General features: G+C 64.7%; 12 protein-coding genes. 8 read left to right on the forward strand and 4 right to left on the reverse strand.

Annotated features, from left to right (window positions below):
- The first annotated feature begins 14 nt into the window (after positions 1-14).
- From hutI to mdoH, 6 genes are all read left to right on the forward strand, one after another.
- Positions 15-1220 (forward strand): imidazolonepropionase, encoded by a 1206-nt coding sequence (gene hutI, locus RTH46_RS11240; RefSeq protein WP_316905708.1) that lies wholly within the window; start codon positions 15-17, stop codon positions 1218-1220.
- Between the two features lie 10 nt (positions 1221-1230).
- Complete coding sequence (gene hutG / locus RTH46_RS11245) at positions 1231-2046, forward strand: N-formylglutamate deformylase (RefSeq protein WP_316905709.1); 816 nt, start codon at positions 1231-1233, stop codon at positions 2044-2046.
- Positions 2047-2543: 497 nt separating this feature from the next.
- Positions 2544-3515, forward strand: coding sequence for a prolyl aminopeptidase (pip, locus tag RTH46_RS11250; RefSeq protein ID WP_153787269.1), 972 nt, complete (start codon positions 2544-2546; stop codon positions 3513-3515).
- A complete protein-coding gene (dtd, locus tag RTH46_RS11255) occupies positions 3512-3949 on the forward strand; it encodes a D-aminoacyl-tRNA deacylase (RefSeq protein ID WP_316905710.1) in 438 nt (145 codons plus the stop codon). The genes pip and dtd overlap by 4 nt, the downstream gene beginning before the upstream one ends.
- 263 nt (positions 3950-4212) lie before the next feature.
- Entirely contained in the window at positions 4213-5937 is a 1725-nt protein-coding gene (locus tag RTH46_RS11260) for a glucan biosynthesis protein G (protein WP_279848894.1), read from the forward strand.
- Positions 5930-8497 (forward strand): glucans biosynthesis glucosyltransferase MdoH, encoded by a 2568-nt coding sequence (gene mdoH / locus RTH46_RS11265; protein WP_316905711.1) that lies wholly within the window; start codon positions 5930-5932, stop codon positions 8495-8497. Before RTH46_RS11260 ends, mdoH begins: the two co-directional genes overlap by 8 nt.
- 75 nt (positions 8498-8572) lie before the next feature.
- Here mdoH and hpaE read toward each other — a convergent pair whose 3' ends face one another.
- From hpaE to RTH46_RS11280, 3 genes are read right to left on the reverse strand one after another with little or no spacing between them, the layout of a single operon-like run.
- Complete coding sequence (hpaE, locus tag RTH46_RS11270; protein WP_153785072.1) at positions 8573-10033, reverse strand: 5-carboxymethyl-2-hydroxymuconate semialdehyde dehydrogenase; 1461 nt, start codon at positions 10031-10033, stop codon at positions 8573-8575.
- Positions 10034-10035: 2 nt separating this feature from the next.
- Complete coding sequence (locus tag RTH46_RS11275) at positions 10036-10806, reverse strand: fumarylacetoacetate hydrolase family protein (RefSeq protein WP_316905712.1); 771 nt, start codon at positions 10804-10806, stop codon at positions 10036-10038.
- Positions 10803-11477 carry a fumarylacetoacetate hydrolase family protein gene (locus RTH46_RS11280; protein WP_316905713.1) on the reverse strand — a complete coding sequence of 225 codons (675 nt, stop codon included), beginning with the start codon at positions 11475-11477 and terminating at the stop codon, positions 10803-10805. The genes RTH46_RS11275 and RTH46_RS11280 overlap by 4 nt, the downstream gene beginning before the upstream one ends.
- A gap of 163 nt (positions 11478-11640) precedes the next feature.
- On the opposite strand from RTH46_RS11280, the gene hpaA reads away from it, so the two are divergent.
- Positions 11641-12543: a 4-hydroxyphenylacetate catabolism regulatory protein HpaA gene (gene hpaA, locus RTH46_RS11285; protein WP_153785069.1), complete on the forward strand. Its 903-nt coding sequence runs from the start codon at positions 11641-11643 to the stop codon at positions 12541-12543.
- 175 nt (positions 12544-12718) lie between these two features.
- A complete protein-coding gene (gene hpaR, locus RTH46_RS11290; RefSeq protein WP_110993855.1) occupies positions 12719-13141 on the forward strand; it encodes a homoprotocatechuate degradation operon regulator HpaR in 423 nt (140 codons plus the stop codon).
- 392 nt (positions 13142-13533) lie between these two features.
- Here hpaR and RTH46_RS11295 read toward each other — a convergent pair whose 3' ends face one another.
- Positions 13534-14127 carry a TetR/AcrR family transcriptional regulator gene (locus RTH46_RS11295; protein WP_218575525.1) on the reverse strand — a complete coding sequence of 198 codons (594 nt, stop codon included), beginning with the start codon at positions 14125-14127 and terminating at the stop codon, positions 13534-13536.
- Positions 14128-14129 lie beyond the last annotated feature (2 nt).

The following is a 14129-nucleotide window of genomic DNA, read 5'->3' on the forward strand; positions in this document are numbered from 1 at the left end:
TCAGGAGATAGCAAATGAGAACCCTCTGGCAGCACTGCCATGCAGCAACCATGGCCGAGGGCCGTTACTCGATCATCGAGGACGCGGCCATCGTCACCCACGACGGCTTGATCGAATGGATCGGCCCACGGGGTGAACTGCCGCCGGTTGCGGCCGAGCGTACGATGGACCTGGGCAATGCCTGGGTCACCCCCGGCTTGATCGACTGCCACAGCCACGCGGTATTCGGTGGCAACCGCAGCGGTGAGTTCGAGCAGCGCCTGCAAGGCGTCAGCTACGCCGAGATCGCCGCCCAGGGCGGCGGCATCGCCAGCACCGTGCGGGCTACCCGCGCGGCCAGCGAGGATGAACTGTTCGCCAGTGCCCGGCAGCGGGTGCTGGCGCTGATGCGCGATGGCGTCACCACGCTCGAGATCAAGTCTGGTTACGGCCTGGATCTGGCCAACGAGCGCAAGATGCTGCGCGTGGCCCGGCGCCTGGGCGAGGCGCTGCCACTGACCGTGCGCAGCACTTGCCTGGCGGCCCATGCGCTGCCGCCGGAGTATGCGGGCAGGGCGGACGACTACATCGCCCATATCTGCGACGAGATGCTCCCGGCGCTGGCGGCCGAGGGCCTGGTGGATGCGGTGGATGCGTTCTGCGAACACCTGGCGTTCTCCCCGGCCCAGGTCGAACGCGTGTTCATCAAGGCGCGAGCGCTGGGGTTGCCGGTCAAGCTGCATGCCGAGCAGCTGTCGTCGCTGCATGGCTCGAGCCTGGCGGCGCGTTACCAGGCACTGTCGGCCGACCACCTGGAGTTCATGACCGAGGAAGACGCCATCGCCATGGCCGAGGCCGGCACCGTCGCCGTGCTGCTGCCGGGGGCTTTCTACTTCCTGCGTGAAACCCAGCTGCCGCCCATGGATGCCCTGCGCCGCCATGGGGTGAAGATCGCCCTGGCCAGCGACCTCAACCCAGGCACATCGCCGGGGCTGTCACTGCGCCTGATGCTGAACATGGGTTGCACCTGTTTCCGCATGACCCCGGAAGAGGCGCTGGCTGGCGTTACCGTGCATGCCGCCACCGCACTGGGCCTGAGCGACAGCCATGGCACGCTGGAAGCCGGCAAGGTGGCCGACTTCGTCGCCTGGCAGATCGAACGCCCCGCCGACCTCAGCTACTGGCTCGGCGGCGACCTGCCCAAGCGCGTGGTGCGCCTGGGCCACGAGATAACCCACTGAGCGAGGCGACATGGACAAGGTATTGAGTTTCCACCAGGGCCGCCTGCCGTTGTTGATCAGCATGCCCCATGCCGGGCTTGGTCTGACCGACGCCGTGCGGGATGGCCTGGTCGACGCGGCGCGCAGCCTGCCCGACACCGATTGGCATATTCCGCAGTTGTACGACTTTGCCCGCGAGTTGGGGGCGAGCGTGGTGGCGGCGGAGTATTCGCGGTTCGTCATCGACCTGAACCGGCCGGATGACGACGAGCCGCTGTACGCCGGGGCTACCACCGGGTTGTATCCGGCGACGCTGTTCGAGGGGGAGCCGTTGTTCAAGGAGGGCCAGGCGCCCAGTGCTGAGCAGCGGGCGGTGTACCTGGAGCAGATCTGGCGGCCGTACCACGACACGATTCGTCGCGAGCTGGCGCGGATGCGTGAGGAATTCGGTTATGCGTTGCTATGGGATGCGCACTCGATTCGGTCGGTGATTCCGCACCTGTTTGACGGCAAGTTGCCGGACTTCAACCTGGGGACCTTCAATGGTGCCAGTTGCGATCCGGTATTGGCTGAGCGGCTGCAGGGTGTTTGCGCCGAGTTCCCGGCCTACAGCCATGTGCTCAACGGCCGCTTCAAGGGCGGGCACATCACTCGCCACTATGGTGATCCGGCCAATCACATCCATGCGGTGCAACTGGAGCTGGGGCAGTGCACCTACATGAATGAGGTGGAGCCGTTCGGTTATCGCGAAGATTTGGCGCAGCCGACGCAGGTGGTGCTCAAGCGCCTGCTGGAGACTGTGCTGGCGTGGGGTGAGGAGCGGTACCGGGGTGGTTCGCGAGGGTAGGGCGTTCGACCGCGTCAGGGCTAACAGGTGTTCGCCATGACCCTTGCAGCGCCTATGAGATCGAGCGCCGCCCGCGCGGCGCTTCGCGGGTAAACCCGCTCCCACAGTTTGTTTCGGGCCAATTATTCCTGTGAAAGTACCGGCGCCTGCCTTGGTGCATGTCTTGAGCCATGCGGGGCGGCGGCAACGCCCGCACTGAAACTGAGTCGTACCAACAAGGCGGACCAGGTGATGGCACTGGAAAGACTGGCCCGAAACAAACTGTGGGAGCGGGTTTACCCGCGAAGCGCCGCGCGGGCGGCGCTCGATCTCGAGGGCGCTGAAGATCCCTTGTCGAACACCTAGCAGCCCTGACGCAATATCAAGCCATGCCCACCCAGGCATCCCCCCATCACCAGCACCCCCAAAACCCCGACGTTTCACACGGACACATGCTCTGCGCGCAATTCAGGTTTATGATGCCCAACGGCAGAATAATTCCTCACACGGAGTGCGCAATGCAGACCCTCTACCCGCAGATCAAACCCTACGCCCGGCACGATCTGGCCGTGGAAGCGCCGCATGTGCTGTATGTCGATGAAAGCGGCTCGCCGGAAGGTCTGCCGGTGGTGTTCATCCACGGCGGCCCGGGCGCCGGTTGCGATGCCCAGAGCCGCTGCTACTTCGACCCCAACCTGTACCGCATCATCACCTTCGACCAGCGCGGCTGTGGCCGCTCCACGCCCCACGCGAGCCTGGAGAACAACACCACCTGGCACCTGGTCGAAGACCTCGAGCGTATCCGCGAGCATTTGGGCATCGACAAATGGGTGCTGTTCGGCGGCTCCTGGGGCTCGACCCTGGCCCTGGCCTACGCCCAGACCCACCCCGAGCGCGTACACGGCCTGATCCTGCGTGGCATCTTCCTGTGCCGCCCGCAGGAAATCAGCTGGTTCTACCAGGAAGGCGCCAGCCGCCTGTTCCCCGACTACTGGCAGGACTACATCGCGCCGATCCCGCCGGAAGAACGCGGCGATCTGGTAAAGGCTTTCCACAAGCGCCTCACCGGCAACGACCAGATCGCCCAGATGCACGCCGCCAAGGCCTGGTCGACCTGGGAGGGCCGCACCGCGACGCTGCGCCCGAACCCGCTGGTGGTCGACCGCTTCTCCGAGCCGCAGCGCGCGCTGTCGATCGCCCGTATCGAATGCCACTATTTCACCAACAACGCCTTCCTCGAAGAAAATCAGCTGATCCGCGACATCCCGAAGATCGCCCACCTGCCGGCAGTGATCGTGCATGGCCGCTACGACGTGATCTGCCCGCTGGACAACGCCTGGGAGCTGCACCAGGCCTGGCCCAACAGCGAGCTCAAGGTGATTCGCGATGCCGGCCACGCCGCCTCCGAGCCCGGCATCACCGATGCCCTGGTGCGCGCCGCCGACCAGATGGCCCGTCGCCTGCTCGATCTGCCCCTGGAAGAAGCATGAAAGCGTTGATCCAGCGTGTGCGTGGCGCGCGGGTCGAAGTGGCCGGCGAGATCGTCGGCGCCATCGACCAGGGCCTGCTGGCGCTGGTCGCGGTCGAGCCTGAAGATTCGCCCGAGCTGGCCGACAAGCTGTTGCACAAGCTGCTTAACTACCGGGTATTCAGTGACGAGCAGGGCAAGATGAACCGCTCGCTCAAGGATGTCGGCGGCGGCTTGCTGCTGGTGTCGCAGTTCACCCTGGCGGCCGATACCCGCAATGGCATGCGCCCGAGCTTTTCGACCGCCGCGCCACCTGCGCTCGGCGCCGAGCTTTTCGACTATCTTTTGCAGCAGGCACAGCGCCAGCACCCCGTGGTGGCCAGCGGTCGCTTCGGTGCAGACATGCAGGTGCATCTGGTCAATGATGGCCCGGTAACATTTATGTTACAAATATGAGGTCAAAAAACCCCTTGTTTGTAGGAAAACAAGGGGTTTTGTACGATAAATAGTTTCTCCAGCCTGATGCGTTGTAACGCGACCTGCTGGATAATCGCGCGCTGCTTGAACCTGCGTTCGCAGGTTCGTTTCACTTTGACCCGAGTATTGTCTGGATCCGTTTGGGGAATCATTACGCCCTCACGGGGTCCGAACAGTGCTCGCCAACCCGGCATTGGTCGCTGGCCGTTGGTTTCATGATCTGTTTTCGGCGAGGATTGCTCGTGATTGTAAGCCCCAGTTTTGCACCAAGAATCCCCAGCACTCGGCTACGCAAGGCGATGCTCGCCGGCGTTGCGCTGGTCGGCCTGATGAGCGCGGGCCAGTTGTGGGCATTCAATCTGGATGATGTTGCAGCCAAGGCAAAGGATCTGGCCGGCCAGAAGTACGAGGCACCGAAGAGCAACCTGCCGCCGGTGTTCCGCGACATGAAGTACGCCGACTACCAGAAGATCCGCTTCCTGCAGGAAAAAGCCGAGTGGGCCAAGGACAAGACGCCGTTCAAGCTCTCGTTCTACCACCAGGGCATGCACTTCGACACGCCGGTCAAGATCAACCAGATCAGCGCCAAGAAGGTCGAAGAGATCAAGTACGACCCGAGCCGCTTCGAGTTCGGCGACGTGCCGCATGACCCCGAGGCCACCAAGAACCTCGGCTATGCCGGCTTCCGGGTGCTCTACCCGATCAACAAGGCCGACAAGCAGGACGAGATCATGACCCTGCTGGGCGCCAGCTATTTCCGCGTGGTCGGCAAGGGCCACCGCTACGGACTGTCGGCCCGTGGCCTGGCCATCGACACCGCACTGCCGTCGGGCGAAGAATTCCCGCGCTTCACCGAGTTCTGGATCGAGAAGCCGAAGCCGACCGACAAGCACCTGGTGATCTACGCGCTGCTCGACTCGCCGCGCTCCACCGGTGCCTACAAGCTCACCCTGCGTCCGGGTGACGACACCGTGGTCGACGTCAAATCGCGCGTCTACCTGCGTGACCACGTCAGCCGCCTGGGCGTTGCCCCGCTGACCAGCATGTACCTGTTCGGCCCCAACCAGCCGTCGAAGATCATGAACTACCGTCCGGCCCTGCACGACTCCGAAGGCCTGGCTATCCATGCCGGCAACGGCGAGTGGCTGTGGCGCCCGCTGAACAACCCGAAACACCTGGCCGTGAGCAACTTCAGTGTCGAGAACCCGCGTGGTTTCGGCCTGCTGCAGCGTCAGCGCGACTTCAGCGACTACGAAGACCTCGACGACGAATACGAGAAGCGTCCGAGCGCCTGGATCGAGCCTAAAGGCGACTGGGGCAAAGGCACCGTCGACCTGGTCGAGATCCCGACCGCCGACGAAACCAACGACAACATCGTTGCGTTCTGGAGCCCGGAAACCCTGCCTGAGCCAGGCAAACCGTTCGAATACGACTACCGCCTGCGCTGGACTATCAAGGAAGACCAGCTGCACTCCCAGGAACTGGGCTGGGTCAAGCAGACCCTGCGCTCCGCCGGTGACGTCAAGCAGTCCAACCTGATCCGTCAGACCGACGGCAGCGTCGCCCTGCTGGTCGATTTCGTCGGGCCGAACCTGGCGGCACTGCCGGCAGACACCGCCCTGCGCAGCCAGGTCAGCGTCGGCGACAACGCCGAAGTGGTCGAGAACAACCTGCGTTACAACCCCGAGACCAAAGGCTGGCGTCTCACCCTGCGCCTGAAGGTGCAGGATCCGAAGAAGTCCACCGAGATGCGCGCTGCACTGCTGCGTGACGTTCCGGTCGAGCAACCGAAGCCCGCCAAGGAAACCAAACAGGACAAGGCTGCGGCCAAGCACGCCCAGGCCAAGGCCGAGAAAGCCAAGGCCGAGCAACCCGCCGCCGACGCGGCATCCACCACCGGTACCCCGGCCACCACCGAAAAAGTGCTGACCGAGACCTGGAGCTATCAGTTGCCTGCCGATGAGTAACTCAAGCGCAAGGCCGGAATCGCTTGGCGAATACCTGGCCCACCTCCCTCTGAGCGACGAGCAGCGCGCGGAACTCGCCAGCTGCACCTCGTTCAACGAGCTGCACCAACGTCTGGCGGCCAACCCGGCTGCCGGCACCGCCGAGGCCGTGCAGGCCTCGGTGGGTTCACGCCTTACCGTAGGCAGCGCCGCCGAGCTGGAAGAGGCCGAGATGCTCGGCGTCGACGGCAGCGGGCGGCTGTGCCTGAAGATCGCCCCGCCGATCAAGCGCACCAAGGTCGTGCCCGAGCCGTGGCGCACCAATGTGCTGATCCGCATGTGGCGGCGCATGACCGGCCGCACCAACGCCCCGCAGCCGCCCAAGCGCGAGCTGCCGCCGGCGCGCTGGCGCACGGTCGGCTCGATCCGCCGCTACATCCTGCTGACCCTGATGATCGGCCAGACCATCGTCGCCGGCTGGTACATGAAGGGCATCCTGCCGTACCAGGGCTGGTCGTTCGTCGACCTCGAGGAAGTGCTGCACCAGCCGCTGTGGGACACCGTGGTGCAGGTGTGGCCCTATGCGTTGCAGACTTCCATCCTGATCCTCTTCGGCATCCTGTTCTGCTGGGTGTCGGCGGGCTTCTGGACCGCGCTGATGGGCTTCCTCGAGCTGCTCACCGGGCGTGACAAGTACCGTATTTCCGGCAGCAGTGCCGGCAACGAGCCGATCCCCGCCGAGGCGCGTACCGCGCTGGTGATGCCGATCTGCAACGAAGACGTGCCACGGGTGTTCGCCGGCCTGCGCGCCACCTTCGAGTCGGTGGCTGCCAGCGGCAACCTCGACCGTTTCGACTTCTTCGTGCTCAGCGACACCAACGACACCGACATCGCCGTGGCCGAACAGCAGGCCTGGCTGGACGTGTGCCGTGAGGCCAAGGGCTTCGGCCGCATCTTCTACCGCCGCCGCCGTCGCCGCGTGAAGCGCAAGAGCGGCAACCTCGACGACTTCTGCCGTCGCTGGGGTGGCGAGTACAAGTACATGGTCGTGCTCGACGCCGACAGCGTCATGAGCGGCGAGTGCCTGAGCAGCCTGGTGCGCCTGATGGAGGCCAACCCGGACGCCGGCATCATCCAGACCGGGCCGAAAGCCTCGGGCATGGACACCCTGTATGCGCGCATGCAGCAGTTCGCCACCCGCGTGTATGGCCCGCTGTTCACCGCCGGCCTGCACTTCTGGCAGCTGGGCGAGTCGCACTATTGGGGCCACAACGCGATCATCCGCATGAAGCCGTTCATCGAGCACTGCGCCCTGGCGCCGTTGCCCGGCAAGGGCGCCTTCGCAGGGGCCATCCTCTCCCACGACTTCGTCGAAGCCGCGCTGATGCGCCGCGCCGGCTGGGGCGTGTGGATTGCCTACGACCTGCCGGGCAGTTACGAAGAGCTGCCGCCGAACCTGCTCGACGAGCTCAAGCGTGACCGCCGCTGGTGCCACGGCAACCTGATGAACTTCCGCCTGTTCCTGGTCAAGGGCATGCACCCGGTGCACCGTGCGGTGTTCCTCACCGGGGTGATGTCGTACCTGTCGGCACCGCTGTGGTTCCTGTTCCTTGTGCTGTCGACCGCGCTGCTGGCGACCAACACCCTGATGGAGCCGCAGTACTTCATCGAGCCGTTCCAGCTCTACCCGCTCTGGCCGCAGTGGCACCCGGAGAAAGCCATCGCGCTGTTCTCCACCACCATCGTGCTGCTGTTCCTGCCCAAGCTGCTCAGCGTCATTCTGATCTGGGCCAAGGGCGCCACCGAGTTCGGCGGGCGCATCAAGGTCACCCTGTCGATGCTGATGGAGATGCTGTTCTCCATGCTGCTGGCGCCGGTGCGGATGATCTTCCACACCCGTTTCGTACTGGCCGCGTTCCTCGGCTGGGCCGCGACCTGGAACTCGCCGCAGCGTGACGACGACTCCACGCCGTGGAGCGAAGCGGTGCGTCGCCACGGCCCGCAGACCCTGCTGGGCTTTGCCTGGGCCGCCCTGGTGGCCTGGCTGAACCCGAGCTTCCTGTGGTGGCTGGCGCCTATCGTGGGCTCGCTGTTGCTGTCGATCCCGGTGTCGGTGATCTCCAGCCGCACGCGCCTGGGCCTGGCGGCCAAGGACGAGAAGCTGTTCCTCATCCCCGAGGAATACGCCACGCCACAGGAGCTGCTGGCCACCGACCAGTACACCCACGAAAACCGCTGGCACGCCCTGCACGACGGCTTCGTCCGCGCCGTGGTCGACCCGCGCCAGAACGCCCTGGCCTGCGCCATGGCCACAGCGCGCCATGGTCAGTCCGCGGCGATCGAAACCCTGCGTGACGAGCGCGTGGCCAAGGCGCTGCAAGTGGGCCCCAAAGGCCTGGACGGCAACACCCGCCTGGCCTTGCTGAGCGACCCGGTGGCGCTGTCGCGCCTGCACGGGCAGGTCTGGGCCGAGCACAACGCGGCGTGGATCGATGTGTGGCGTGCGTCGATCGACAACGACCCGCACTCGCCGTTGCTGCCGTTGCATCCGGAGAACCAGGCGCAGCCAGCCCTGGCTTGATTCGCTGCAACACCATCGCGGGGCAAGCCCGCTCCCACGCTAACCTCGTGGGAGCGGGCTTGCCCCGCGATGGCGTCAGACGCCCCAGCGCGGAATGTGGTGGCTGCCCATGGAAATACACACGTTCTTGATCTCGGCAAACACCTCGAAGCTGTACTGTCCCCCTTCGCGGCCAGTCCCGGAACCCTTCACCCCACCAAACGGCTGACGCAGGTCACGCACGTTCTGGCTGTTGATGAACACCATCCCGGCCTCGATGCCCCGGGCCAGACGATGCGCCTTGCCGATGTCCTGGGTCCAGATGTACGAGGCCAGGCCGTATTCGGTGTCGTTGGCCAGCTGCAGCGCCTCGGCCTCGTCCTTGAACGGGATCAGGCACACCACCGGGCCGAAGATCTCTTCCTGGGCAATGCGCATGCGGTTGTTCACATCGGCGAACACCGTGGGCTGGATGAACTGCCCCTTGGCCAGGTGCGACGGCAGGCCCGCCGGGCGCTCCAGGCCACCGGCCACCAGGCGTGCGCCTTCCTCGATGCCGATGCGAATGTAGCCGGTGACCTTGTCGTAGTGCTGCTGGGTAATCATCGAGCCGACTTGGGTTTTCGGGTCGGTCGGGTCGCCGACGATCAGGCGCCGGGCACGGGCGGCGAACTCGCTGACGAAGCGCGGGTACACGCTCTCCTGGATGAAGATGCGACTGCCGGCGGTGCAGCGCTCGCCGTTGAGCGAAAAGATGGTGAACAGCGCGGCATCCAGGGCACGGTCCAGGTCGGCGTCTTCGAAGATCAGCACCGGCGACTTGCCGCCCAGCTCCATCGAGTACTTTTTAAGCCCCGCGGTCTGCATGATCTTCTTGCCGGTGGCGGTGCCGCCGGTGAAGGAGATGGCGCGCACGTCCGGGTGGCGCACCAGGGCATCGCCGGCGGTAGCGCCATAGCCCTGGATCACGTTGAGCACACCGTTGGGGATACCGGCCTCGACCGCCAGGCGGCCCAGCTCGTTGGCGGTCAGCGGCGACAGCTCGCTCATCTTCAACACCGCCGTGTTGCCCAGCGCCAGGCATGGCGCGGTCTTCCAGGTGGCGGTCATGAACGGCACGTTCCACGGCGACACCAGCCCGCACACGCCCACCGGCTGGTACAGGGTGTAGTTGAGCATCTGGTCGTCGACCGGGTAGGTGTGGCCGTCCATGCGCGTGCACACTTCGGCGAAGAAATCGAAGTTGTGCGAGGCGCGGGGGATCAGCACGTTGCGGGTCTGGTGGATTGGCAGACCGGTGTCGAGGGTTTCCAGCTCGGCCAGTTGCGGCACGTTCTGGTCGATCAGCTCGCCGAGGCGGCGCATCAGCCGGGCGCGCTCCTTGGCCGGGGTGTTGGCCCATTTCGGGAAGGCCTCTTTCGCCGCGGCCACGGCCTGGGCGACTTCCTCGGCGCCGCCGCTGGCCACTTCGCCGATGGCTTCACCGGTGGCTGGGTTGTAGTTGATGAAGGTGTCACGGCTCTCGACTTCGCGGCCGTTGATCCAGTGCTTGATCATGCTCATGCCTCTTGGGTTTTACGGGCGAAGAACTCGGCTTCGCTGACGATACGGTTGACCAGGCGGCCGACGCCTTGCACTTCCACCACCACTTCATCGCCTGGCACCACGTCGGCCAGACCTTCCGGCGTGCCGGTGGCGATCATGTCGCCGGGCTGCAGGGTCATGAAGCTGGAGAAGTATTCGATCAGGTAGGGGATGTCGAAGATCATGTCGGCGGTGGTGCCTTGCTGTTTCAGCTCGCCGTTGATCCAGGTGCGCAACGTCAGGTTCGACGGGTCCGGCACATCGGCGGCGTCGACGATCCACGGGCCGACCGGGGTGGTGGCGTCGCGGTTCTTCACCCGCAGGTTGGGCCGGTAGTAGTTCTCCAGGTAGTCGCGGATGGCGTAGTCGTTGCACACCGTGTAGCCGGCCAGGTAGGCGAGGGCGTCCTCGCGCTTGACGTTGCGCGCCGGCTTGCCGATCACCGCCACCAGCTCGCACTCGTAATGCATGTACTTGACGTTGTCCGGGCGCCAGGTGACCTGGTCGTGGCCGGTATAGGTGCCGGGCGACTTGATGAACGCCAGCGGCTCGGTGGGCGGCTTGAAGGCCAGCTCGGCGGCGTGGTCGGCGTAGTTCAGGCCCAGGGCGAACATGCTGCCGGTGGCCGGTGGCAACCAGGTCACCTGGTCTTGATGGACCAGGCGGCCATCGGCCAGGCGCAGGTGGTCATCTTCGACCGTGACGGCGTGAACCTGGCCGTCGAACTGGATACGGGCGTGCTTCATGGGGCGAGTCCTTGTTCGGCGACGATGGAGTTGGTCAGCTGGCCGAGGCCGTCGATCTCGACGGTCACGCGGTCACCGGGCAGCACATCGACGCGGCCTTCCGGGGTGCCGGTAATCAGTACATCGCCAGCATGCAGGGTCATGAACTCGCTGATTTCGGCAATCAACCGGGCCACGCTGCGCACGCAGTTGGCGGTGTTGTTGTACTGGCGCAGTTCACCGTTGACCCACAGGCGGATGCCCAGCGCGTCGGGGTTGCCCACCTGCGCCGCCGGTACCAGCTCCGGCCCCAGCGGGCAGAAGCCGTCGCGGCACTTGGCCTTGACGGCCGGGCGGTAATAGCTGTCTTCGGGCAGGCTGAACTCGTTGACGATGGTGTAGCCGGCCACGTGCTCGAGGGCGTTTTCGACGGTTACCCGGCTGGCGTCCTTGCCGATTACCACCCCTAGCGCCGGGCCGGGCTGCAGGCGCTCGACTCCCGCAGGGTAGGTAACTGCCTGGGCATGGCCATTGCGGGTGTTGGGGGTCTTGATGAACAGCACCGGCTTGACCGGCGGCTGCTGGTACGGCGCTTCATGGAAGGACGCCAGGTGCTGCTGCAGCAGGCCCTGGTAGTTCAGGGCAACGCCGAACAGGCTGCCGGTGGCGACCTCGTGCAAGGCACGGCTCATGCTTTTCTCCTGCGGAAGGCGAAGCGCCCGGGGACGCTTCATTGCGTTTTTGTTAATGTGTTAACGTTATAATTAAGATGTTAACGATCGTCAAGGCATTCCCCGCTCGCCGGGCAGTGCTACGATGCATCGCCCGGCCTGTTCCACCGGTACGAGAACAACAATGAAAGAACGACAGCCGATCCCCAACATCAACATCGGTCAGGTCTACGACCAGCGCTACAGCGACAGCGAGGTGCACTACGACCGGCTTGGCAACCTGGCCGGCTTTTTTGGCCGCAACATGCCGGTGCACCGTCATGACCGCTTCTTCCAGGTGCACTACGTGAAAACTGGCAGCGTGCGGGTGTACCTCGACGAACAGCGCTACCACGAGGCAGGGCCGATGTTCTTCCTCACACCGCCGACCATCCCCCATGCCTTTGTCACCGAGGCCGACGCCGATGGCCATGTGCTGACCGTGCGCCAGCAGCTGGTGTGGCAGCTGCTGGAAGCCGAGCCCGGGCTGATCAGCGCGCCGCGCCTGCAACCTGCGTGTGTTGCCCTGGGGCATTTGCAGGGGCCGGCGCTGGAAGAGGCGCATCGGCTGGAGCAACTGTTCGACCTGCTCGGCAGCGAAGTCGGCCATGGCCAGGCGGGGCAGGGCACCGCCCTGCAGGACCTGGCGCGGCTGGTGATGATCAGCCTGCTGCGGCTGTGTGCCAACTCGCTGGAGGCGATGCCGGCGCGGCACGAGGACCTGCAGCTGTTCCACCGTTTCAATGAGCTGATCGAGCGCCATTACCTGGAGCATTGGGCGTTGCCGGCCTACGCCACGGCACTGGGCGTGACCGAGGCACGCCTGAATGACGTGTGCCGGCGCATCGCCGACCTGCCGTCCAAGCGCCTGGTGTTCGAGCGCCTGATGCAGGAGGCGCGGCGCTTGCTGTTGTATACGGGCGGTTCGGCCAACGAAATCTGCTACCAGTTGGGCTTCAAGGACCCGGCGTATTTCAGCCGGTTCTTCCAGCGCCATGCGCAGATGACGCCGGGGGAGTACCGTCAGCGGCAAGCGGCGTTGCGGTGATGGTTGCATCAAGTGACTAGCTCCAAGCCTTGAGCTTCAAGCCAATCGTGCAATGACCCGGTTGCAGCGAGAATGGGCGTTAGCCAGGAGCGCTGGTACTTTTCACAGGGGCTGGACAGGCCGGGTACAAATGTATTTCACTTCATTAATATCTTAATAAAACCAGCTGAGCCCGATGACCATCCCAAGACCCTCCCTGACATTGACCCTGCTGCAGGCCCGTGAAGCGACCATGGCGTTCTTCCGCCCGGCGCTCAATGCCCATGATTTGACTGAACAGCAATGGCGAGTGATCCGCATCCTGCGCCAGCAGGGCGAGCTGGAGAGCCACCAGTTGGCGGACCTGGCGTGCATTCTCAAGCCGAGCATGAGCGGCGTGCTCAAGCGCCTGGAGCGCGATGGGCTGGTGGGGCGGCGCAAGTCGCCGGAGGATCAGCGGCGGATCTTCATCAGCTTGACCGTGCGCGGGCAGCAGGCGTTCCTGGCGATGAGCGAGGAGATGGAGCGCAATTATCAGGAGATCCAGCGCCAGTTCGGAGCGGACAAGCTGGAGCAGTTGATGGGGTTGCTTAATGAGTTGAAGAAGATTCAGCCGTGAGGGGGTAGGGGTATGGCTTGAGATTGCATGTGGGCCACTAGGTGCCAGGCGACAGTCTTGCAGCGCTCTTGAGATCGAGCGCCGCCCGCGCGGCGCATCGCTGGCAAGCCAGCTCCCACATCTGTTTCGGGCCAGTTATGCCTGTGAGGGTACCGCTGCCCGCCGTGGTGCATGTCTTGAGTCTGGCGCAGGGCGTTTAACGCCCACATCGAAATCGAGTCGGGCAAACAAGGCGTATAGCGATGAAACATCAGGAATAATTGGCCCGAAACAAACTGTGGGAGCTGGCTTGCCAGCGATGCGCCGCGCGGGCGGCGCTCGATCTTGAGAGCGCTGCAAGACTGTCGCCTGGCACCTGGTGGCCTCCACCCAATCCCCCGACAGACGCCCCATCACCCCGCCAACCCCAACGAATCATCCAGAATCTTCAACAACGATGCCGCCCGCCGCGCATACACCGCCGGGTTCGCATACAGCAGCTCCACATGCAGGCTGTCGATGATCCCCAGATAAGCATCCCCATACAGCTCCAGCTTGTTGCCATCGCTGCGTGCCCAGGCATGCCGCTCGCGCAGGGCCTGGCAGAAGCCCAGGCGAATCTGCTCCAGATATTCCTCAAAACCGGTGGTCACGATCGAGCGTATCGGCGCCGGCGGCAGGAACGCGCTGCGCAGCACGAAGCGCAAATTGGCCGAGCCCGCGTAACGTTCTGCCAGGTGCAGCGGATGCCAGTGCCCCGGCGCCTCGCGGCCGGCGGCCTCATGGCCGAACCCGGCTGCGACATAGGCAGTCTCCTCGGCCAGGGCACGCTCGAAGGCACACACGAACAACGCATCCTTGTTGGCGAAGTGCGCATAAAGCGAGGCCTTGCGCATGCCCGCCTGGGCCGCGATTTCGTTCAGCGACGAGCCGTCGTAGCCATGCTCGGCAAAATGCTCGACGGCGTGGTCGCAAATGCGCGCGGCGGAAGGGGTCAGGGCTTTCAAGG

It is taken from the genome of Pseudomonas sp. zfem004 (assembly GCF_032621715.1).
In the GTDB taxonomy this organism is placed as follows: domain Bacteria; phylum Pseudomonadota; class Gammaproteobacteria; order Pseudomonadales; family Pseudomonadaceae; genus Aquipseudomonas; species Aquipseudomonas sichuanensis.

Coding starts and splice junctions, on each gene's coding strand:
- hpaA (WP_153785069.1), top strand. CDS start 11,641: ATGAAAGAACGACAGCCGATCCCCAACATCAACATCGGTCAGGTCTAC.
- hpaE (WP_153785072.1), bottom strand. CDS start 10,033: ATGATCAAGCACTGGATCAACGGCCGCGAAGTCGAGAGCCGTGACACC.
- RTH46_RS11275 (WP_316905712.1), bottom strand. CDS start 10,806: ATGAAGCACGCCCGTATCCAGTTCGACGGCCAGGTTCACGCCGTCACG.
- hpaR (WP_110993855.1), top strand. CDS start 12,719: ATGACCATCCCAAGACCCTCCCTGACATTGACCCTGCTGCAGGCCCGT.
- hutG (WP_316905709.1), top strand. CDS start 1,231: ATGGACAAGGTATTGAGTTTCCACCAGGGCCGCCTGCCGTTGTTGATC.
- pip (WP_153787269.1), top strand. CDS start 2,544: ATGCAGACCCTCTACCCGCAGATCAAACCCTACGCCCGGCACGATCTG.
- mdoH (WP_316905711.1), top strand. CDS start 5,930: ATGAGTAACTCAAGCGCAAGGCCGGAATCGCTTGGCGAATACCTGGCC.
- dtd (WP_316905710.1), top strand. CDS start 3,512: ATGAAAGCGTTGATCCAGCGTGTGCGTGGCGCGCGGGTCGAAGTGGCC.
- RTH46_RS11280 (WP_316905713.1), bottom strand. CDS start 11,477: ATGAGCCGTGCCTTGCACGAGGTCGCCACCGGCAGCCTGTTCGGCGTT.
- hutI (WP_316905708.1), top strand. CDS start 15: ATGAGAACCCTCTGGCAGCACTGCCATGCAGCAACCATGGCCGAGGGC.